Annotated in this window: 20 protein-coding genes; 16 read left to right on the forward strand and 4 right to left on the reverse strand. The window is 64.4% G+C overall.

From position 1 onward, the window contains the following. Positions 1 to 20 precede the first annotated feature (20 nt). On the reverse strand, positions 21 to 2,741 hold the full coding sequence (gene secA / locus C8J33_RS20160) for a preprotein translocase subunit SecA (RefSeq protein WP_132665135.1): 2,721 nt from the start codon (positions 2,739 to 2,741) through the stop codon (positions 21 to 23). 270 nt (positions 2,742 to 3,011) lie between these two features. Here secA and C8J33_RS20165 point away from each other — a divergent pair, with 270 nt between their 5' ends. From C8J33_RS20165 to C8J33_RS20190, 6 genes are all read left to right on the forward strand, one after another. Then, positions 3,012 to 3,905 carry a peptidylprolyl isomerase gene (locus C8J33_RS20165; RefSeq protein WP_110730116.1) on the forward strand — a complete coding sequence of 298 codons (894 nt, stop codon included), beginning with the start codon at positions 3,012 to 3,014 and terminating at the stop codon, positions 3,903 to 3,905. A gap of 213 nt (positions 3,906 to 4,118) precedes the next feature. Beyond that, the gene (gene argJ / locus C8J33_RS20170; RefSeq protein WP_132665136.1) at positions 4,119 to 5,360 is read left to right on the forward strand and encodes a bifunctional glutamate N-acetyltransferase/amino-acid acetyltransferase ArgJ; all 1,242 of its coding nucleotides are present in this window, start codon (positions 4,119 to 4,121) and stop codon (positions 5,358 to 5,360) included. A 41-nt stretch (positions 5,361 to 5,401) separates the two neighbouring features. After that, positions 5,402 to 6,178 carry a GNAT family N-acetyltransferase gene (locus C8J33_RS20175; RefSeq protein WP_245507221.1) on the forward strand — a complete coding sequence of 259 codons (777 nt, stop codon included), beginning with the start codon at positions 5,402 to 5,404 and terminating at the stop codon, positions 6,176 to 6,178. Positions 6,179 to 6,180: 2 nt separating this feature from the next. Beyond that, entirely contained in the window at positions 6,181 to 6,597 is a 417-nt protein-coding gene (gene mutT, locus C8J33_RS20180; RefSeq protein ID WP_132665138.1) for an 8-oxo-dGTP diphosphatase MutT, read from the forward strand. 247 nt (positions 6,598 to 6,844) lie between these two features. Next, positions 6,845 to 7,165 (forward strand): hypothetical protein, encoded by a 321-nt coding sequence (locus tag C8J33_RS20185; protein WP_092935373.1) that lies wholly within the window; start codon positions 6,845 to 6,847, stop codon positions 7,163 to 7,165. Further along, positions 7,165 to 7,362, forward strand: a complete 198-nt coding sequence (locus tag C8J33_RS20190; protein WP_245507222.1) for a Flp family type IVb pilin — start codon at positions 7,165 to 7,167, stop codon at positions 7,360 to 7,362. The genes C8J33_RS20185 and C8J33_RS20190 overlap by 1 nt, the downstream gene beginning before the upstream one ends. 4 nt (positions 7,363 to 7,366) lie before the next feature. Here C8J33_RS20190 and C8J33_RS20195 read toward each other — a convergent pair whose 3' ends face one another. Further along, positions 7,367 to 8,272: a class I SAM-dependent methyltransferase gene (locus C8J33_RS20195; protein WP_132665139.1), complete on the reverse strand. Its 906-nt coding sequence runs from the start codon at positions 8,270 to 8,272 to the stop codon at positions 7,367 to 7,369. A gap of 103 nt (positions 8,273 to 8,375) precedes the next feature. Between C8J33_RS20195 and C8J33_RS20200 the strand changes: the two genes are divergently transcribed. The 4 genes from C8J33_RS20200 (at position 8,376) to C8J33_RS20215 (ending at position 10,902) form a co-directional block, all read left to right on the forward strand. Beyond that, positions 8,376 to 9,242 carry a ComF family protein gene (locus tag C8J33_RS20200; protein WP_132665140.1) on the forward strand — a complete coding sequence of 289 codons (867 nt, stop codon included), beginning with the start codon at positions 8,376 to 8,378 and terminating at the stop codon, positions 9,240 to 9,242. Positions 9,243 to 9,342: 100 nt separating this feature from the next. Further along, positions 9,343 to 9,600, forward strand: a complete 258-nt coding sequence (gene grxC / locus C8J33_RS20205) for a glutaredoxin 3 (RefSeq protein WP_132665141.1) — start codon at positions 9,343 to 9,345, stop codon at positions 9,598 to 9,600. A gap of 13 nt (positions 9,601 to 9,613) precedes the next feature. Further along, a complete protein-coding gene (locus C8J33_RS20210) occupies positions 9,614 to 10,477 on the forward strand; it encodes a carbon-nitrogen hydrolase family protein (protein ID WP_132665142.1) in 864 nt (287 codons plus the stop codon). After that, positions 10,474 to 10,902 (forward strand): DUF1178 family protein, encoded by a 429-nt coding sequence (locus C8J33_RS20215; RefSeq protein ID WP_132665143.1) that lies wholly within the window; start codon positions 10,474 to 10,476, stop codon positions 10,900 to 10,902. The genes C8J33_RS20210 and C8J33_RS20215 overlap by 4 nt, the downstream gene beginning before the upstream one ends. Before the next feature lie 24 nt (positions 10,903 to 10,926). Here the strand turns inward: C8J33_RS20215 and ubiG are convergent, their stop codons facing one another. After that, positions 10,927 to 11,676 carry a bifunctional 2-polyprenyl-6-hydroxyphenol methylase/3-demethylubiquinol 3-O-methyltransferase UbiG gene (gene ubiG, locus C8J33_RS20220; RefSeq protein ID WP_110800922.1) on the reverse strand — a complete coding sequence of 250 codons (750 nt, stop codon included), beginning with the start codon at positions 11,674 to 11,676 and terminating at the stop codon, positions 10,927 to 10,929. 222 nt (positions 11,677 to 11,898) lie between these two features. On the opposite strand from ubiG, the gene C8J33_RS20225 reads away from it, so the two are divergent. The 5 genes from C8J33_RS20225 (at position 11,899) to C8J33_RS20250 (ending at position 19,094) form a co-directional block, all read left to right on the forward strand. Then, entirely contained in the window at positions 11,899 to 13,152 is a 1,254-nt protein-coding gene (locus tag C8J33_RS20225; RefSeq protein ID WP_110730125.1) for an aspartate kinase, read from the forward strand. A 71-nt stretch (positions 13,153 to 13,223) separates the two neighbouring features. Beyond that, a complete protein-coding gene (ptsP, locus tag C8J33_RS20230; RefSeq protein ID WP_110730126.1) occupies positions 13,224 to 15,488 on the forward strand; it encodes a phosphoenolpyruvate--protein phosphotransferase in 2,265 nt (754 codons plus the stop codon). 280 nt (positions 15,489 to 15,768) lie between these two features. Further along, positions 15,769 to 16,851 carry a peptide chain release factor 1 gene (gene prfA / locus C8J33_RS20240; RefSeq protein WP_110800660.1) on the forward strand — a complete coding sequence of 361 codons (1,083 nt, stop codon included), beginning with the start codon at positions 15,769 to 15,771 and terminating at the stop codon, positions 16,849 to 16,851. Between the two features lie 2 nt (positions 16,852 to 16,853). Beyond that, positions 16,854 to 17,753: a peptide chain release factor N(5)-glutamine methyltransferase gene (gene prmC / locus C8J33_RS20245; protein ID WP_132665144.1), complete on the forward strand. Its 900-nt coding sequence runs from the start codon at positions 16,854 to 16,856 to the stop codon at positions 17,751 to 17,753. Positions 17,754 to 18,137: 384 nt separating this feature from the next. Then, complete coding sequence (locus C8J33_RS20250) at positions 18,138 to 19,094, forward strand: DUF4167 domain-containing protein (RefSeq protein WP_132665145.1); 957 nt, start codon at positions 18,138 to 18,140, stop codon at positions 19,092 to 19,094. 64 nt (positions 19,095 to 19,158) lie between these two features. Here the strand turns inward: C8J33_RS20250 and C8J33_RS20255 are convergent, their stop codons facing one another. Further along, positions 19,159 to 19,569 (reverse strand): hypothetical protein, encoded by a 411-nt coding sequence (locus C8J33_RS20255; RefSeq protein ID WP_245507223.1) that lies wholly within the window; start codon positions 19,567 to 19,569, stop codon positions 19,159 to 19,161. A gap of 133 nt (positions 19,570 to 19,702) precedes the next feature. Between C8J33_RS20255 and C8J33_RS27590 the strand changes: the two genes are divergently transcribed. After that, positions 19,703 to 21,235 carry an NUDIX hydrolase gene (locus C8J33_RS27590; protein WP_245507224.1) on the forward strand — a complete coding sequence of 511 codons (1,533 nt, stop codon included), beginning with the start codon at positions 19,703 to 19,705 and terminating at the stop codon, positions 21,233 to 21,235. The last annotated feature ends 26 nt before the right edge of the window (positions 21,236 to 21,261 follow it).

A 21,261-nucleotide genomic window follows, 5' to 3' on the forward strand; every position in this document is an offset into this window, starting at 1 on the left:
CCTGCATCTGTTCCTTTTTCTCAGGCCTCTGTGGCCTCGAAGGCGCCGTGGCAGTGCTTGTACTTCTTGCCGGAGCCGCAGGGGCAGGCCTCGTTGCGGGAGACGCGGCCCCAGGTGGCGGGGTTGGTCGGGTCGCGATTTTCCGGCGCGACCACGGCGACGTTGCGGTCATCGGCGAATTCGTCCTCGCCCGTCTGCGCATCGATGTGATGGCCGAACATTTCCGGCGGCTCGGGTTGCGGTGCCTGCGCCGCGTCGCGCACGAGCTCCACGCGCATCAGTTGTGCGGTGACGCCCTGACGCAGGTTGGTCAGCAGCGCCTGGAACAGCTCGAAAGCCTCGCCCTTGTATTCCTGCAGCGGATCGCGCTGGGCATAGCCGCGGAAGCCGATGACGGAGCGCAGGTGGTCGAGATTGACGATATGCTCGCGCCAGAGATGGTCGAGCGTCTGCAGCACGACCGAACGCTCGACATAGCGCATGATCTCGGGGCCGAAGCGTTCTGCCCGCTCGGTATTGGCTTGGTCGGCCGCGGCCAGGACGCGCTCGCGGATGTCGTTCTCGTCGATGCCTTCCTCGGCCGCCCATGCGGCGATGGGCAGGTCGAGGTTGAGCGTTTCGCGGACGTCGTTGTTCAGTCCCTCGACATCCCACTGTTCGGCATAGGCTTTTTCCGGAATGCGCTTGGCGACGATGTCCTCGATGACTTCGTGGCGCATGTCGGCCACGGTCTCGGAGACGTCCTCGCTGTCCATCATCTCGATGCGCTGCTCGAAGATGACCTTGCGCTGGTCGTTCAGCACGTCGTCATATTTCAGGAGGTTCTTGCGGGTGTCGAAGTTGCGGGCTTCGACCTTCTTCTGGGCGCGTTCCAGAGCCTTGTTGATCCAGGGATGGACGATGGCCTCGCCTTCCTTCAGGCCGAGCTTCTGCAGCATGGAATCCATGCGCTCGGAGCCGAAGATGCGCATCAGGTCGTCCTGCAGCGACAGGTAGAATTTCGAGCGGCCGGGGTCGCCCTGACGGCCGGAGCGGCCGCGCAGCTGGTTGTCGATGCGGCGGCTTTCGTGGCGCTCGGTCGCGAGAACGTAGAGACCGCCGGCGGCGAGCGCCTTCTGCTTCAGCACCTGCACCTCGGCCTTGATCGCGGCTTCGCGCTGGTCGCGCTCCGGGCCCGGCTCGACGTCGTGCAGTTCGGCTTCGATGCGCATGTCGAGGTTGCCGCCGAGCTGAATGTCGGTACCGCGGCCCGCCATGTTGGTGGCGATCGTCACCGCGCCGGGAACGCCGGCCTGGGAAACGATATAGGCTTCCTGCTCGTGATAGCGAGCGTTCAGGACCTGAAACCCGGTAAAGCCTTCGCGCTTGAGAAGAGCTGCCAGAAGCTCGGACTTTTCGATCGAGGTCGTGCCGACGAGCACGGGCTGGTTGCGTTCCTTCGCCTGGCGGATTTCCTCGACGATCGCCTTGAACTTCTCTTCCGTCGTCCGGTAGACCTCGTCATGGTCGTCGATACGCTGGATCGGCAGGTTGGTGGGCACCTCCACGACTTCGAGGCCATAGATGTTGCCGAATTCTTCCGCTTCCGTCGAGGCCGTGCCGGTCATGCCGCCGAGCTTCTCGTACATGCGGAAGTAGTTCTGGAAGGTGATCGAGGCGAGCGTCTGGTTCTCGGGCTGGATCGTTACCTTTTCCTTGGCTTCCAGTGCCTGGTGCTGGCCTTCGGAATAGCGGCGGCCCGGCATCATGCGGCCCGTGAACTCGTCGATGATGACGATTTCGTCGCCGCGGACGATGTAGTCCTTGTCGCGCTGGAACAGCTTATGGGCCTTCAGTGCGTTGTTGACGTGGTGGACGATCGCGACGTTCTCGACGTCGTAGAGCGTCTCGCCCTTGAGCAGCCCGGCATCGCGCAGCAGGTTTTCGAGCTTCTCGGTGCCATCCTCGGAGAAGCTGGCCGAACGCTGCTTCTCGTCGATCTCGTAGTCGGCTTCGTCCAGCATCGGAATGAAGGCGTCGATGGTGGTGTAGAGTTCCGAGCGGTCGTCGAGCGGGCCGGAAATGATCAGCGGCGTGCGGGCTTCGTCGACGAGGATCGAGTCCACTTCGTCGACGATGGCGAAGAAATGGCCGCGCTGGACCATCTGGACCCGCTCGTACTTCATGTTATCGCGCAGATAGTCGAAGCCGAGTTCGTTGTTGGTCGCGTAGGTGATGTCGCAGGCATAGGCCGCCTTGCGCTGGTCGTCTGTCAGGCCGTGGACGATGACGCCCGTGGAGAGGCCGAGGAAGCCGTAGATGCGGGCCATGGTCGCCGAGTCGCGGCTGGCCAGGTAGTCGTTGACGGTGACGACGTGCACACCCTTGCCGGCAAGCGCGTTCAGATAGACGGGCAGCGTTGCGACGAGCGTCTTGCCTTCGCCGGTCTTCATTTCAGCGATGGATTTTTCATGCAGGATCATGCCGCCGATCAGCTGCACGTCGAAGGGGCGCAGGCCGAGCACGCGGCGGGCCGCCTCCCGGGCGACGGCAAAGGCCGGCACCAGAAGGTCGTCCAGCGTCTTGCCGGCGGCAATCTGCTCCCGGAACTCGACGGTCTTGGCCGCCAGGGCTTCGTCGCTCAGCGCCGTCATTTCGGGTTCGAGCGCGGTGATCGCGGCTACACGGGTGTTGTAGCCCTTGACGCGGCGATCGTTGGAGGACCCGAAGAGTTTGCGGGCGAGGCCGCCGAGACTGACCATTGAAGATGGTCCTTTCATGTGACGTCGGCGTTCCGCGCGTGGGTCTGAATTCCCGTCAACTGCGCCAAAACGCCCGGATCTTGTTCTGGACGCGAGGTTGCGTGACAGATAAGAGGGGGGTCGAATGATGTCAACGGGAGTTGCTGACCGACGTTTCGCTGAAAATGCCGGTTTTGCAAGGCTACACAACGGCCACATTCTGGTGTTTGTGAGGTCGGCAAGCCGGCCGCGAAGGGCGGATCCGGTACCCCATCGGGAAAGGTTTACGGAATGTTCAAATCCAGATTGCTCGCTGCCGTGGCGCTTGGCGCCGTGATCGCGATCCATGGGCCGGTGTTCGCCCAGGATGCCGCCGATCCGGTCGTCGCCAAGGTCGGGACCGCCGAGATCCACCAGTCCGAACTCGATCTGGCGCTCGCGTCCCTCGATCCGCAGCTGGCCCAGCTTCCCGACGAACAGAAGCGTGCTGCCGCGCTTTCGGGCCTCGTGGACGTAAAGCTGCTGGCGAAGGACGCCGAAGCCGAAGGCGTGCAGAACAGCGAAGACTTCAAGAAGCGTCTCGCATACCTGACCGATCGCGAGCTGCACAATGCCTACTTCAAGAAGCACGTCGTCGATGCCGTCACGGCCGACGAGGTCAAGGCGCGCTACGAGAAGGAAATCGGCGCGATCAAGCCGCAGGAAGAGGTGAAGGCCCGCCACATCCTCGTGAAGACCGAGGAAGAAGCCAAGGCCGTCATCAAGGAACTCGACGCCGGCAAGGACTTTGCGACGCTCGCCAAGGAAAAGTCCACCGATCCGAACAAGGACGATGGCGGCGACCTCGGCTACTTCACCAAGGAACGCATGGTGCCGGAATTCTCCGAAGCCGCCTTCGCGCTTGAGAAGGGCGCCTACACGAAGACCCCGGTGAAGTCGCAGTTCGGCTTTCACGTGATCCTGCTCGAGGACAAGCGCCTGCAGCCGCCGCCGCCGCTCGATCAGGTCGAGCCGCAGGTCAAGCAGCTCGTCATGCGCGACAAGTATCTGGCACTTCTGGCCGATGCCAAGAAGGATGCCGGCGTCGAGATTAGCGATCCCGCGCTCAAGAAGGCCTACGACGAAGCCAACAAGGCCGAGGACGCCGGCGCGACCGAAGGCGACGCCGTCGAAGGCGCCAACTAAGCCGGAGCCGAGGCTTGGGGAGGTCCGGTCCTCCCGGTGAGGATCGGGGCCGCTTTGCCCCCTCACGCTTCCTGTGCACCGGTCTGTCACGCTGCTGTGACAACCGTCTATCATGAGTGAAAATCCCGAAGGCGATCCTTCGGGATTTTCGTTTGCCGAGCCTGCCCTGTACCGTCTCCTCATCCCGTCAGCCCTCTCAGCGAAGGTCCTTTCATGTCCGGTTCCGTTTCCCCGCTTGCCCCGAAAACCTTCGCCGAAATGCCGCCGGTGCGCGGCGTGCGCATGGCGACGGCCGAAGCCGGCATCAAGTATAAGAACCGGACGGACGTGCTGATGATGGTGTTCGACGCGCCGGCCTCGGTCGCTGGTGTGTTCACCCGCTCGCTCTGCCCGTCGGCCGCCGTCGATTTCTGCCGGCAGAACCTGTCCGGTGGCGTTGCCCGCGCCGTCGTCGTCAATTCCGGCAACGCCAACGCGTTTACCGGCGCCAAGGGCCGTGCCGCAACGGAGCTGACCGGTCAATCGGCGGCCGAGGCGGTGGGCTGCTCGACGGGCGAGGTGTTTCTCGCCTCCACGGGCGTGATCGGTGAGCCGCTGGACGCCACCAAGTTTGCCGGCGTCCTCGGCGATATGAAGGACCGGGGTACGGAAGACTTCTGGTTCGAGGCCGCGAAGGCGATCATGACCACGGACACCTATCCGAAGGTCGCGACCCGCTCGGCGACGATCGGCGGCGTCACGGTGACGATCAACGGCATTGCCAAGGGTGCCGGCATGATCGCGCCCGACATGGCGACGATGCTGTCCTTCGTCGTCACCGATGCCGACATCGGGCCACAGGCCCTGCAGGCGCTTCTCTCGGAAGGTGTCGGTCCTTCCTTCAATTCGGTGACCGTGGATAGCGACACCTCGACGTCGGACACGCTGATGCTGTTTGCGACGGGGGCTGCCGCTGCCGACGGGCAGGCGCGCATCGAGGATGCTTCGGATGCGGCACTCGGTGACTTCCGCGACGCGCTGAATGCCGTGCTGTTCGACCTTGCTTTGCAGGTCGTGCGGGACGGCGAGGGTGCGCGCAAAATGGTGGCCATTACGGTGGAAGGCGCGGAAAGCGACGCCGCTGCCAAGCGCATCGGCCTGTCGATCGCCAACTCGCCGCTCGTCAAGACGGCGGTGGCCGGTGAGGACGCCAATTGGGGCCGCGTGGTCATGGCCGTCGGCAAGGCCGGCGAGAAGGCCGACCGCGACCTGCTTGCCATCTGGTTCGGCGACATCCGCGTCGCCGTCAATGGCGAGCGCGACCCTGCCTATTCCGAAGCGGCCGCGTCCGCCGTCATGAAGGAGCAGGACATCGCCATCAAGGTCGAGATCGGGCTCGGCTCGGGCACGGCGACGGTCTATACCTGCGACCTGACCAAGGAATATATCGAGATCAATGGCGATTACCGGAGCTGATCGCGAGATCGGGCTTCAAGGATTGCCAACCGGATATGCCGATGCTGGATGAGACGACACGATTGAGGCTGCCATTGGTGCGGCGGCTTGAGGCGATCGGCTTTCGGGCCTGGCCGGCTGCAACCGCGCAGTATGACGGCAGCTGGCTGGTGCGGATGACGCCCGGACACGGTTCGCGCCGGCTGAATTCGATCAATCCGCTGGACCCGCATGACGGCAGCGACATGGCGGGCCGGCTCGAGCGGGCCGCGCGTCAGTTTCGCGACGCCGGCCTCATACCGACCGTGCGGCAGACGCCCCTGACACCGCCGGGCCTCGTCGCCCATCTCGATGCGACGGGCTGGACGCACTTTTCCGAAACGATCGTCATGACCGCCGATATCCCGCCGAATCCGGCGAGCGATGAGCTTGGTCATGTGCCGTTGCGCGATGTCGCCCGATTCGTCGAGGCGCGGATGGCGATCGCCGGCGACCCGCCGGAAACCAGAGCCGCGCTGACCTCCGTTATCGAGGCGATCCGGGCGGAATGCGGGCTGTTTCTGTTTGAGGATGTCGGCCAAGGGCCGACGGCGGTCGCGCTGGCGGTGCAGGATTACGACCTTGCGGGGCTATTGCTGGTCGCCGTTCGGCCCGAGCGTCGCGGCGAAGGCATCGGCCGCGACATCGTCGGCGCCAGCCTGCGCTGGGCGCGGCTGAAGGGTGCGCGCAAGGCGTGGCTCGCCGTCGAGGCGGAGAATGCGCCGGCATTAGCGCTCTATCGCGGGCTCGGCTTCACCGAGGCCTACCGTTATCTCTATCGAACGCCTGCGGGAGAATGACCATGGAGAACGCTCAGCCTCGCCGGCTGCTGCTCGTTGCCGCCTGCGCCCTCATTGATGGTGACGGCCGCATTCTGCTTGCGCAGCGGCCGGAGGGCAAATCCATGGCGGGTCTCTGGGAGTTTCCCGGCGGCAAGGTCGAGACGGGCGAGACGCCCGAGGAGACGCTGATCCGGGAACTGGAGGAGGAGCTGGGCATTCGCACCAAGGTGGCCTGCCTCGCGCCGCTGACCTTCGCCAGCCATGCCTATGAAGACTTCCATCTGCTGATGCCGCTCTATGTCTGCCGCCGCTATGAGGGCGTGCCGCAGGGGCGGGAGGGGCAGGCGCTGAAATGGGTGCGGGCGAAGGCGCTGCGCGACTATCCGATGCCGCCGGCCGACGAACCGCTCATTCCCTATCTCATGGATCTTCTGTAGCTGCCTGCCGTTTGCGCGTAAGGTCGCCCTATCCAAAAAACCTTTCCAACTTCTTCCTAAATGCGGAGAAGGAAAGGCATTTTCGGGGCAGTCCTGTCTGTGCGTTAATGGAACGTTTATCTCCAACCGGCACAATGGCCAGCACGTGATGCCGAGTCGCGCCGCCCTTCGGGAGGATGGGACCGGTGCGCGGCGATCGAGGACGGAACCGAGCATTCCGCCGCGTCGGAAAGGCAAGAGGCAGGCCATGGTGGACGATGATTTCTGGAGAACGGTTCAGGACAAAGACCTGACGAAGGGTGAGTACCGGCGCACCGGCGTGCTCAATCTCGCACTGCTGTTCGGGACCGCCGTCATCGCGCTGACGTTGATCCTCACCCCGATGATGGCCAGCAAGAATACCACCAAGGTTCTCGCAAACGCGCCGATCGACTACGACACCATATCGACAGGCTCCATTCCCGACGACAAGGCGACCAAGCGCTATACCGTACGCCGCAGCGTCCTGCAGGAGATGCCGGGCGCCGTCTGCATCGTCAATGGCGATGGCGGCAAGAGCGGATGCTGATGAAAACCGGTCTGGAGAGAGCGTCCGCGATGCACCTGTTTCAGCGATTCCTCTCCGACCGCAGTGGTGCGACCGCCATCGAATATGGTCTGATCGGCGGCATTCTCGCCGTCGCCATCATCGCCGGTTTCGGGGCGATGACGCAGCAACTGACGAATGTCTTCAACACCGCCACGGATGCCCTCGCGAAACCATGAGGCGTCAAGGACTTCCGTCGTTGCCTTTTGCGCCGCTGCCGGATGTCCCCTCCACCTTCAACGCATCCGCCAGACGCATCTTCGCCGAGCCCGGCGCCAGCGGCTTCTGCTGGCTTTCATGCGGCGCCCAGCCCGAGAGATAGATGACCGAGAACGTCGCACGGATGCGGCCGTCCGGATCTGCAAATCGCTCGGCATAAAGCTCCGCCGCGCGCAGAAATACGGCGCGGGAGAGCGGCTTGCGGCTGCGGGCAATCAGCGTGTTGGTCATGCCCATGGCACGCAGATCCTTCATCAGCGCAAACAGCGAGGCATAGCGCACCGTATAGGTTTCCGTATCCGTGACGGGCAGGGCGAAGCCTGCGCGCTGCAGCAGGGCGCCGATGTCGCGGACGTCGGCGAAGGGAATGACGCGCGGGCTGGCACCGCCGGTGATCTCGCTTTCGGCGGCCAGCAGCACCTCCCGCAGTTCCTGCAATGTGCCGTTGCCGGGAATGGCCGCGAGGAACAGGCCGTCCGGGGCCAGCGCCCGCCGGACCTGGATGAACACGCCGGGCGTGTCGTTCGTCAGATGCAGGGACAGCGGTGACACGACGAGATTGGCGCTGGCCGGAGCAACCGGCACGGTTTCCAGCGGCGCTACGGTCACGCCTTCCGTTCCGCCGAAGGCGTTGTCCGTCTCGATACGTGTCAGCGTGCCGATCTTGCCGGTCGCCATCAGGGCGCGGGCGGTGACGCCTGTATAGCCATGAAGCTCCACCGCCGTCTCGAACCGGCGCTCCACCACCGTGAGCCTTTCGGCGAGATCCTCCGCCACGATGTCGAGCAGGAACTGCGCCTTCTCATCGCCGGCCTTCAGCGCACGCAGGCGCCGGGCTTCCACAAGAGGCTGGTCAAATACGATATCCACGATACTCTCCTAACTCTCGGCCTATATCATCGCCGGCGCGCGGCTGCGCAAGAGCGCGCGCCATCTTCTAACGGTCGAGAGAGCGGAAGGACGCATCGGGGCGATGGATGGCGAGTGGCAACCCTTGGATGTGACGAACCGGACGGTCGCAAGCCGGGAGACGCCCGGTGGTATCGATCTCGATCCGGCCGATCCGCTGCCGGGCCGGGGCACGTCCTTTCGGGAACGGCTCGCCGCGCGCCTTCTTGCCGCCGGCCGGGTTGTTGCCGATCTTCTCTATCCGCCGGTCTGTCGCGGCTGCGGCCGCTTCGTGCAGCGGCATGCTGCCGTGTGCCCGGCCTGCTGGGCGAGCCTTCGCCTGATCGAGCGGCCGTTCTGCGAGGTGCTCGGCGTGCCCTTCTCTCACGATCTCGGGCGCGGCATCCTCTCGGCCGACGCCATCGCCAACCCGCCGCCGTTCACGCGCCTGCGCTCGGTGGCGATCCACACGGGCATTGCCCGCGATCTCGTGCATGCGCTGAAATACACCGACCGGACGGATCTTGCGCCGATGATGGCGGCGTGGATGCTGCGGGCAGGCGAAGGGGCGGTGGAGGCGGCGGATGCGATCGTTCCGGTGCCGCTGCATAAGTACCGGCTCTGGTCGCGGCGGTTCAACCAGTCGGCGGAGCTGGCCCGGGCGCTCGCCCGTCTCTCCGGCCGGCCGATGCTGGCGACCGCGCTGATGCGGCAGCGGCGCACGATGCGGCAGGTAGGGCTGGGCGCGACGCAGCGGCAGGACAATGTGCGCGGCGCCTTCATGGTGACGGAGGCGGGCCGGTCGCTCGTCTTCGGCCGGCACATCGTGCTCGTCGACGACGTCTATACCACGGGCGCGACGGTTGCTGCGGCGACGCGGGCGCTGAAGAGGGCCGGGGCGCGCGAGGTGACGGTTTTGACCTTTGCAAGAGCCGTGACCGTGCTTATATGACCGAAGGACGACAGGCGGCAGGGCCATGACGGTTTCCTGCTGGACGTGTCGGATATCGCAGCGCACCGGCGCTCTGCCGGTCCGAAAACAGGTGTCGTAGATGGCTTCCGTCGTACTCTATACCCGTCAGGCCTGCGGCTATTGCGCCGCCGCCAAGACGCTTCTTTCCAACAAGGGCGTCTCCTTCGAGGAGCACGATGCGACCTATTCGCCGGATCTCCGCAAGGAGATGATCGCAAAAGCGAATGGTGGCTCGACGTTCCCGCAGATCTTCATCAACGGCACCCATGTAGGTGGCTGCGACGATCTGCATGCGCTCGACAAGGCCGGCAAGCTCGACCCCATGCTGGCAGTCTGAGGACATCAGCGCCATGACCCTCCGCGTCGCCGCCATCCAGATGTGCTCCGGCACCGCGCCCGAACGAAATGCTGCAACCATGGCCGAACTTGTTCGCGATGCGGCGAGCAAGGGCGCCACCTATGTGCAGACGCCGGAAATGACCGGTGCGCTGCAGCGCGACCGCGCGGCCCTGCGTGCCGCGCTGCGCGGCGAGGACGACGATGTGATCGTGCGCACGGCGCGCGGACTTGCGGCCGAACTCGGCATTCACCTGCATATCGGCTCGACCGCCATCGGCCTTGCCGACGGGAAGATCGCCAATCGCGGTTTTCTGTTCGGTCCGGATGGTGCGAAGATCTGCCATTACGACAAGATCCACATGTTCGACGTCGATCTCGACAATGGCGAGAGCTGGCGTGAAAGTGCCGCCTACACGCCGGGAGAGACGGCGCAGGTTGTCGATCTTCCATTTGGTCAGCTCGGTTTTTCGATCTGCTACGATGTGCGCTTTCCCGAGCTTTTCCGCCGGCAGGCCGTAGTGGGTGCGCAGATCATGACCGTTCCCGCCGCCTTCACGCGTCAGACCGGAGAAGCGCACTGGGAGATCCTGCTGCGGGCGCGCGCCATCGAGAACGGCTTCTTCCTCGTCGCGGCGGCGCAGGGCGGTGTGCATGAGGACGGGCGCGAAACTTTCGGGCATTCGATGATCGTCGATCCCTGGGGTCGTATCCTCGCCGAAGCCGGCCCGAGCAGCGCAGCCGTCATCACGGCCGATATCGATATCGCCGCCGTTGCCGCTGCGCGTGGCAAGATCCCGAACCTGAAAAACGCTCGCGAGTTTTCGGTGGTGTCCGCGGGTGACAGTGCTCCCACGACCGGGGGCGTCGCCGCGTGATCCTTTATGCGCTGACCTGCGACAAAGGCCACGGCTTTGAGGGCTGGTTCGGGTCGAGTGCCGATTTCGAGGCGCAATCGGAAAGCGGGTTGGTGACCTGTCCGATCTGCGGCACGGCATCGGTCGGCCGGGCGCTGATGGCGCCGGCGCTTTCGACCGGGCGGCGCAAGGACAAGCAGCGCGGCCTGATGATGGACCACGCGCAGCAGGTGGCGATCTCCAAGATCCGCGAGATGGTGTCCACCATTCGCGCCAATGCCGATGATGTCGGCGAGAAGTTTCCCGAGGAAGCCCGTAAGATCCATTATGGCGAGGCCGAGGCCCGCGGGCTGATCGGCCGCGCGACGGTGGAAGAGGCGCGGGCGCTGATCGAGGAAGGCATCGCCGTCGCGCCGCTGCCCATCCTGCCCGACGAGGTCAACTGACGGCCCCGTCGTCTGGCCGTTTGATCAGTCGCGTGGGCGCTTGGCGATCATCATGTAGTTGACGTCCATATCCTGCGACAGGTTCCACTGGTTCGTGAACGGGCTGAAGAAGACGCCGGTGCGCTCCGTGATCGTGAGCCCCGATGCCGAGAGCGGCTTCTCGATCTCTTCCGGCCGGACCAGTTTTTCATATTGATGCGTGCCGCGCGGCAGCCAGCGCAGGACGTTTTCGGCGGCGAAGATGGCGAGCGCTGCGGCCTTCATCGTGCGGTTGATCGTGGCGACGACCATCATGCCACCGGGGCGGACCATCGAGGCGCAGGTGGACAGGAAAAACTCGACATCGGAAACGTGCTCCACGACTTCCATGTTGAGCACGATATCGAACGTCTCGCCGGCCTCTGCCAGCGCTTCGGCGGTGACCGCGCGGTAATCGACGGAGACGCCGCTGCCGGCTGCATGCGTCTGCGCAATGCGGATGTTCTTCTCGGAGGCATCCGCGCCGACCACATCCGCGCCCATGCGGGCCATCGGCTCGGAGAGCAGACCGCCGCCGCAACCGATATCAAGGAGGCGCAGGCCTTCCAGCGGACGCGGCGCTTTCGGGTCGCGCCCGAAGGTTTCAGCAGCGCGATCGCGGATATAGCCGAGGCGGACGGGATTGAACTTGTGCAGCGGCTTGAACTTGCCATGCGGGTTCCACCACTCCGCGGCCAGCGCCGAGAAGCGATCGACTTCGGACTGGTCGATGGTCGTGCGGGCCGCGTCTGTCATGATGTCGTCTCCGGAAAACTCAGGCGTCATCCGTGAAGTCGTCCGGCGCCCGGCTCTTGTCAAGGGCTGCGACACTTGCGCGCTCTTGGTCGCCCCCGGTCGCTAGGGCATCGCCCAGCCTCATGCCGCGCTGGCCATTGCACGTTTCCGGCAACTTCGCTATGGAACCGCCAACTTCGGCAGGCGCGCGGCGCGCGCAATCTCTGGTACCGGTAGAGGCAGATGGCACGCATCGTGATGAAATTCGGCGGAACCTCCGTCGCGGACATGGATCGCATCCGGGTCGTCGCCCGCCATGTGAAACGCGAGGTGGATGCCGGGCACGAGGTGGCCGTCGTCGTTTCCGCCATGTCGGGCAAGACGAACGAGCTCGTCGGCTGGACGCGTGATGCCTCGCCCATGCACGATGCCCGCGAATATGATGCCGTCGTCGCCTCGGGCGAGCAGGTGACGTCGGGGCTGCTCGCGATCGCGTTGCAGCACATCGGCATCAACGCCCGCTCCTGGCAGGGCTGGCAGATCCCGATTCGCACCGATAACGCTCATGGTGCAGCGCGAATCATGGATATCGATGGCTCCGACCTCATCCGCCGCTTCGGCGAGGGCCAGGTCGCCGTTATCGCCGGTTTCCAGGGTATCGGCCCAGACAACCGGATCGCGACGCTCGGCCGCGGCGGCTCGGATACGAGCGCGGTCGCCATCGCGGCTGCCGTCAAGGCAGATCGCTGCGACATCTATACCGATGTGGACGGCGTCTACACGACGGACCCGCGCATCGTGCCGAAGGCGCGCCGCCTGAAGAAGATCGCGTTCGAGGAAATGCTCGAAATGGCATCGCTCGGCGCCAAGGTGCTGCAGGTGCGCTCGGTCGAGCTTGCCATGGTGCACAAGGTCCGCACCTTCGTGCGCTCCAGTTTCGAAGACCCGGACGCGCCCGGCATGGGCGATCTTTTGAACCCGCCGGGAACGCTGATTTGTGATGAGGAAGAGATCGTGGAACAGGAAGTCGTAACCGGCATCGCCTATGCCAAGGATGAGGCGCAAATTTCGCTGCGGCGTCTGGCCGATCGCCCGGGTGTCTCCGCCGCGATCTTCGGCCCTCTCGCCGAAGCGCACATCAATGTCGACATGATCGTCCAGAACATTTCCGAGGACGGATCGAAGACCGACATGACCTTCACCGTGCCGGCCGGCGATGTGGACAAGGCGTTGCGCGTGCTCGACGCGGAGAAGAGCAAGATCGGGTTCGACGTCATCCAGAACGAATCGGGTCTCGCCAAGGTGTCGGTCATCGGCATCGGCATGCGCAGCCATGCGGGCGTTGCGGCGTCGGCTTTTCGGGCGCTCGCCGAAAAGGGCATCAACATCAAGGCGATCACGACCTCGGAAATCAAGATTTCCATCCTGATCGACGGTGCATATGCCGAATTGGCCGTTCGGACTTTGCATTCCGTCTACGGGCTGGATAAGACTTAAGCGAAGCGGCCGAAGTGCTGCCGGCCCGGGGTGCCTGCACCCCCACTCTTTGATCGGGGAGACGTTGCGCGATGAGAGACCTGTCCGGTCCACGCGTTCTTCTCAAGCGGCTGCGCGAACTGATGGCGGAGCCGCTGGAGCCGCAGGAGCGGCTTGACCGGATCGTGCGCCAGATCGCGCAGAACATGGTCGCGGAAGTCTGCTCGGTCTATGTGCTGCGCTCCGATGGCGTGCTCGAACTCTACGCCACCGAAGGCCTGAACAAGGACGCTGTGCACCTGGCCCAGTTGCAGATGGGGCAGGGCCTCGTCGGCACGATTGCCGCCAGCGCGCGTCCGCTCAATCTCTCCGACGCCCAGTCGCATCCCGCCTTCACCTACCTGCCGGAAACGGGCGAGGAGGTCTATCACTCCTTCCTCGGCGTGCCGATCCTGCGCACCGGGCGGTCGCTCGGCGTTCTCGTCGTGCAGAACAAGGCAAGCCGCACCTATCGCGACGACGAGGTGGAAGCGCTCGAGACCACCGCCATGGTGCTGGCCGAAATGGTCGCGACCGGCGAACTCAAGAAGATCACGCGTCCGGGCCTCGAACTCGACCTGTCGCGTCCGGTGACCATCGAGGGCTCCGGCTTCAACGAGGGCGTCGGCCTTGGCTATGTCGTTCTTCACGAACCGCGCATCGTCGTCACCAATCTGCTGAACGACGATACCGACAAGGAGCTTTCGCGGCTCGGTGAAAGCCTGGGCTCGCTGCGCATCTCCATCGACGACATGCTGTCGCGGCGCGATGTGTCCATGGAGGGCGAGCACCGCGCGGTGCTCGAGGCCTACCGGATGTTTGCGCATGACCGTGGCTGGGTGCGCAAGCTGGAGGAGGCCATTCGCAACGGTCTGACGGCGGAAGCCGCCGTCGAGCGCGTACAGAGCGAGACCAAGGCGCGGATGATGCGCCTAACGGACCCGTATCTGCGCGAGCGCATGCACGATTTCGACGATCTGGCGAACCGGCTGCTGCGGCAGTTGACGGGCTATGGTGCGCGGGTCTCGGACAAGGATTTCCCGGTCGATGCCGTGGTCGTCGCGCGGGCGATGGGGGCGGCCGAACTGCTCGACTACCCCCGCGAGAATATTCGCGGGCTGGTGCTGGAAGACGGCGCGGTGACGAGCCACGTCGTCATCGTCGCGCGTGCCATGGGTATTCCGGTCGTCGGCCAGGCGGCGGGTGCCGTGGCGCTGGCGGAAAACGGCGATGCGATGATCATCGACGGCGACGATGCCAAGGTGCATCTGCGTCCGATGGCCGATCTGCAGCGGGCTTATGAAGAGAAAGTGCGTCTGCGCGCGCGGCGGCAGGAGCAGTTCCGGGCGCTGCGCGGCGTCGAGCCGATCACCAGGGATGGCAGCCGCATCAAGTTGCAGATGAATGCCGGCCTGATGGTGGATCTGCCGCAGCTGGACGAATCGGGTGCCGAGGGCATCGGCCTGTTCCGCACGGAGCTGCAGTTCATGATCGCTTCGACCATGCCGCGCATGGAGGAGCAGGAGGCCTTCTACCGCAACGTCCTGAAGCAGGCGGCCGGCAAGCCGGTGACCTTCCGCACGCTTGATATCGGCGGCGACAAGGTGGTGCCTTATTTCCGCGCTGCGGAAGAGGAAAACCCGGCGCTCGGCTGGCGGGCGATCCGCCTGTCGCTCGACCGGCCAGGCCTCTTGCGCACGCAATTGCGCGCCATGCTGCGGGCGTCCGCGGGCCAGGAACTGCGCATCATGTTGCCGATGGTAACGGAGGTTTTCGAGCTGAAGGCGGTGCGCGAACTGCTGCAGAAGGAAATCCAGCGGCAATCGAAGGTCGGCGAACAGCTGCCGCGCAAGCTGCAGTTCGGCGCCATGCTCGAAGTTCCCGCACTGCTCTATCAGCTGGACGAGCTGATGAGCGAGGTCGACTTCGTCTCGGTCGGCTCCAACGACTTGTTCCAGTTCACTATGGCAGTGGATCGCGGCAATTCGCGCGTGTCGGACCGCTTCGATGTGCTCAGCCGGCCGTTCCTGCGGATGCTGCGCGATATCGTGCGCGCCGGCGAGCGCAACACCACGTCCGTCACGCTTTGCGGCGAGATGGCGTCGAAGCCGCTCTCGGCCTTGGCACTGCTCGCCATCGGCTTCCGCTCCCTGTCGATGTCGCCGACGGCAGTCGGGCCGGTCAAGGCGATGCTGCTGGCGACGGATCTGGCAAGGCTTTCGCCGGAGCTGAACGCGCTGCTGGACGATACGAAGGGAACGCGCACGCCGCGGGAACTGTTGAAGGCGTTTGCGGCGGAGAATGAGATTCCGTTGTAGGGCTGGGGCTTTAGGGTGGCGAAGGAAGGCCCTCTCTGCCCTGCCGGGCATCTCCCCCACAAGGGGGGAGAAGACTCGTGGCACCCGCCTGTTCACTGGAAGCGGACCTCAAGTATGAACGGCTGAAGCTGGGCGAGGGTAGCCCCAAGTCTTCTCCCCCTTGTGGGGGAGATGCCCGGCAGGGCAGAGAGGGTCTTTCTTGTTTTGCTAGGTCGCCGCCAACGAGGCTGCCGGTGTACTGACATTCGATCATTTGCCGCGCAGCGGCCTGGAGTAAGCATTGGCCACACTACCCATAGAAAAGATGCGGGAGCTGGAGCGGCGGTTCGGGGAAATCGAGGCGCGGATGTCGGCGGGGCCAGCGGCCGATGTCTATGTGAAGCTCGCATCGGAATATTCCGAGCTGCAGCCCGTCGTCGCCAAGATCCGCCAGTACGAGAAGGCCGGCGCGGAGCTTGCCGATATCGAGGCGCTGCTGTCCGACAAGGCGACCGATCGCGAGATGCGCGACCTTGCCGAGATGGAAAAGCCGGAGATCGAGGAACGGCTGGAAACGCTCGGAAGCGAGATGCAGATCCTGCTTTTGCCGAAGGATGCCGCCGACGAGAAGAGCGCCATCCTCGAAATCCGCGCGGGAACCGGCGGTTCGGAAGCCGCACTTTTTGCCGGCGATCTCTTCCGCATGTATGAGCGTTACGCCGCCGACAAGGGCTGGAAGGTCGAGGTGCTCAGCGCCAGCGATGGCGATGCCGGCGGGTTCAAGGAAATCATCGCGACGGTGACCGGGCGCGGCGTTTTCTCCAAGCTGAAGTTCGAATCCGGCGTCCATCGCGTCCAGCGCGTGCCCGATACGGAAACGCAGGGGCGCATCCACACCTCCGCCGCCACCGTCGCGGTGCTGCCGGAGGCCGAGGATATCGACATCGAGATCCGCGCCGAGGACATCCGCATCGACACGATGCGCTCGTCCGGTGCCGGGGGGCAGCACGTCAACACCACGGACAGCGCGGTGCGCATCACGCATATGCCGTCCGGCATCGTGGTCACGAGTTCGGAAAAATCGCAGCACCAGAACAAGGCGAAAGCCATGCAGGTTCTGCGCTCGCGCCTCTACGACATGGAGCGGCAGAAGGCGGATAGCGAGCGGTCGGCCTCCCGCAAGAGCCAGGTCGGTTCCGGCGACCGGTCCGAGCGCATCCGCACCTATAATTTTCCGCAAGGCCGGGTGACCGATCACCGCATCAACCTGACGCTCTACAAGATCGACCGGATGATGATGGGCGAGATCGACGAGGTGGTGGATGCGCTGCTGGCCGATTATCAGGCCGACCAGCTCGCCCGTCTCGGCGAACAGCAGGGCTGACGGTGAGCGACACGATCGACAACCTGCTCGCGGAGGTGCGCGCGGCCCTCCGGCAGGCCGATTTCGACGATCCGGCGCAGGAAGCGCGCATTCTCGTCGGCGGTCTGCTCGGCTTGACGCCGACTGGGCTGATGAGCCGGGGCGGGGACGTCGTGTCGGCGAACAAGGCGGCCTTGATTCGAGCCGGGATCGCGCGGCGGCTGGCCCGCGAGCCGCTGCACCGCATTCTCGGCGCGCGGGATTTCTACGGGCTGAGCTTGTCGCTTTCGCCGGAAACGCTGGAGCCGCGGCCGGACACGGAAACGCTTGTCGAAGCCATGCTGCCGCACGTGCGGGCGACGGTCGCGCGGGTTGGGCAGTGCCGAATCCTCGATCTTGGCACGGGCACGGGGGCGATCTGCCTGGCGCTTCTGAGCGAGGTTGCCGAGGCCACGGGCGTTGGCGTCGATCTTTCCGAGGATGCCCTTGCGACCGCCGCCGCCAATGCGCAGGCTCACGGTCTGTCGGAGCGTTTCCGGATCGTGCGGAGCGACTGGTTCGAGACGATCGACGGGCGTTACCATGTCATCGTCTCGAACCCGCCTTACATCCGCTCGGATATCATCGACGGGCTGGACCCCGAGGTCCGGCTTTTCGATCCCATGCTCGCGCTCGATGGCGGGACGGACGGGCTGGACGCCTACCGGATCATCGCCGCCGGCGCGGCGGCCTTCCTCGAAGATGAGGGCATGGTCGGGCTGGAAATCGGCTTTGACCAGAAGGACAGCGTGACGCGTATCTTTGAGGAGGAAGGTTTCGACAGGGTCACGTTCCTGCGCGATCTCGGTGGAAACGACCGCGTGCTTGTCTTTCGCCGTGCCGATGCTGCTAAGCCATACGCTGTGGGCCTCCCAGCCTGTTGAAAACAGGTCGTTTACTGCCTTGGCAACGCGATGTTGTTTTCGCAAACGCAAAGAAAAGGCTTGGAATTGGCGGGGAAGACGGATAGGTTGCCGCCACGCACTGAGCAGACGGTCAAGGATGTCAGGATTCGTTCCGGTCAGACCTCTCCGCAGGGAATGCTCTTCTGACACAAGAGCTTGGGTCGACAGTGCCTGGTGCGGGTACCTGTTAATTTGACGCCAACCAGCGAGATGCCTTTTCAGGCTGCTGGGTCGCGGCGTGCCTTCTCGTTCCGACTCCCCTTATGTCGGGAGCTGCGAGGAGGTGTTTACCACGATGGCCGGAGCCATGAGGCCGGACGCCATATGAACCATCATGATCAAGAGATTTCGGGTGACGATAGGATGAGGCCAGGACAGCAGAACAAGCGCGGCCGTGGGCGTAACAACAATAATAATAACAACAATAACAATGGCGGCGGCGGCGGCGGTAACAACAATCATAACCGGAAGGGGCAGAACCCGCTCACCCGGACCTATGACAGCTCCGGCCCCGATGTGAAGATCCGCGGCACCGCGCAGCATATCGCCGAGAAGTACACGACGCTCGCGCGGGATGCGCAGAGCTCCGGCGACCGGGTCATCGCCGAAAACTATCTTCAGCATGCCGAGCACTACAACCGCATCATCGCAGCCGCACAGGCGCAGATGCAGGAACGTTTCCAGCGTGACGATCGCCCGTCTTATGAGGGCAACGACATGGACGGTAACGACCGTGACGGCATGATGGACGACGATCAGGACCAGGGCTACGACGACCAGCCCGCCATGATGCAGCAGCCGACACCCCGCCGCGAACAGCCCCGCCAGCAGCAGCCACAGCCGCAGCAGCGGACGGAGCGCAACGAACGGCCGGACCGTCAGGAACGCGCCGAGCGCAACGAGCGTCCGGTTCAGGCGGATCGCCCCGAGCGAACGGAACGTGCGGATCGCAGCGAGCAGACGGAACGGCCCGAGCGGACGGAGCAGCGCGCCGAGCGGCCTGAGCGAGCCGAACGGCCTGAGCGTGCTGAACGTGCCGAACGCGCACCCCGCGCCGAGCGTCAGCCCCGCGCAGAGCGCCCTGTCGCTGTCGAGCATCCCGTTGCCGCAACGCCGGAAACCGTCATCGACGGCACCGGTCCGCAGCCGGACATCGAAGGCACGCCAGCTGAAGTCGCCATCGAAGAGGAGGCCGCAGGCCGCGCGCCGCGCCGTCGGGCCGCCCCGCGCCCCCGTCGCCCGCGCCGCACCGAAGGTGCCGCGGAAGAGGGTGCCGCCGGCGAACAGCCGGAAGCGCCGGCTTTGGCCGACTCCGAATAATCGGTCGCAAGACCAATATGACTGGAAAGGGCGGCGGCAACGTCGCCCTTTTTCGTGGGCGTTACTATTTCCGCAAATAGCTTTTCTCGCCGCTGTCGGAAAGGCAGAACCGGCCGCCGCGGGGGCCGGTGCAGAACGTGCCGCTGCGGCAGTCGCAGGTCGTCGTGCCTGTTGCCGGTGCTGATTGGGATGACGTCCCGAGGAGCCCGAGCGGTTGATGGGTTGCCGAGCAGGATTTCTTGCTGGCGCTGATCGAGCCGTCACGGCAGATGAAGCGCTCTCCCTGACAGTGATCGACGCCGCCTTTCCTGCCGCTGCACGGCGTGTTTCCGGCCGCGAATGCGTGGCCTGCGACGAGGCTGAAGAGCACAAGGGCCGAGGCAATAATGGCCGAGAGCATGGTCCGAAACGAGGCTGGCAGGTACGCGGGTGGCATGGGCAGTTGTTCCGGGATCGTCGGGTTGCCTTGGGGCAAGGCTCTCTTCGACGTTGGGTATTCCGAAACGTTTGTCAATTCTTACAAATAGGATGCAAGCTGTGTGAAACGTCGTCACAGCGACGCGAATGGGGATATGGTCGCGCTTTATCGTGAGGGGAGGGGACCGGCCATGGCTGGTAATGACGAGACCTGGAAGATCCTGCATTCGCGGTCTCTGATCCGCGATCGGCATATCGATGTCCGTGCGGATGCCTGCGAGACCCCGTCCGGGCTGCGCGTCGATCCTTATTATGTGCTGACCTATCCCGAATGGGTCGTCGTCGTCGCGGTCACACCCGATAGGCAGATGGTGCTGGTCCGCCAGTATCGGCATGCTGCGGGCAAGGTTTTGCTGGAAGCGCCGGCCGGCAGCATGGAACCGAGCGATGTCGATCCGGAGGCCGCGGCGCGGCGAGAGCTTCTGGAGGAGACCGGCTATCGCTGCGAGCAGATGGAATGGCTGAGTTCGCTCTATCCCAATCCCTCGATGCAGACGAACCGCGTGCATGCGTTTCTCGCTCGTGACGTCGTCCGCTTGGGGGAGCAACAGCTCGATCCGGAAGAGAATGGGCTGACGGTCGAGCTTCTGCCGATCGAAACGGTGCTTGCTGGTTTGGGCACCGGACTGATTGGTCAGTCGATGCATGTTGCCGCGATCCTTCAGGCGATGACCGTGCTGCCTGTGTTGAAGCCGGTGGCGGAACGTGATGCGGCTTCTCGCTCCGATGGATCGCCCATGCCGCCGCTTTCCCAACCTGCAAGGCTTGGAGACCGGGAGACCCAGAGGGGCGGCGATGGGATGAGGGTTTTTGGTGTGGATTTCACCTCCGCTCCCTCACGGCAAAAGCCGATCACCTGCGTCGAATGCCGGCTGGATGGGGGGACGTTGCGGTTCGTAGAGATGCATCGCTGGACGAATTTCGATGGTTTCACCGGGTTTCTCGCATCGTCGGGCCCATGGATTGCCGGGCTCGACTTTCCCTTCGGGCAGTCGCGCAGATTTATCGAGACGATCGGCTGGCCTCTGTCGTGGGAAGGTTATGTCGGCCACGTCGCCGAACTGACGCGTGCGCAGTTCTACGAGGCAATGACGCAGTACCGGTTGCCGCGCGCGCCCGGCGACAAGGAGCACCAGCGGTTCATCGATAAAAGCACAGGCGGGATCAGTCCGCAGAAGCTGCATGGGGTGCCGGTCGGTCTGATGTTTTACGAGGGCGCGCACCGGCTGCTCGAATCCGATGTGCATCTGCCGCTTCTGCGGGCGGGCGACCCGAGCCGTGTCGTGGTGGAGGCCTATCCCGGCGTGATGGCGCGGCGGCTTATCGGGCGGCGATCCTACAAGAACGATACGCGCCGTCTGCAGACGGCCGAGCATCTGTCGGCCCGCCTCGATCTGTTCGACCGCCTTTGCGATCCCGCGTCTGATCATTCCCTGTCCGGTCTGCGGATCGAGGCACCGCGATCGCTGGCCGAAGATCCGAGCGGGGACGCGCTGGATGCGCTCCTTTGTGCGGTTCAGGCGGGCTGGGCGTATGGGCAGAGAGAGGCCGGTTTCGGCATTCCGCCGCATGCCGATCCGCTGGAAGGCTGGATCGTCGATCCGGTCCTTTTGCAAGCGTCCGATCGGGATGGAACAATCTCGCAGCAAAGCGAAATCACGTGATTTCTGCTCTTTAATTCGGCAAAAAC

Source organism: Rhizobium sp. PP-CC-3G-465, from assembly GCF_004343445.1.
GTDB classification, from domain to species: Bacteria; Pseudomonadota; Alphaproteobacteria; order Rhizobiales; family Rhizobiaceae; genus Ferranicluibacter; species Ferranicluibacter rubi.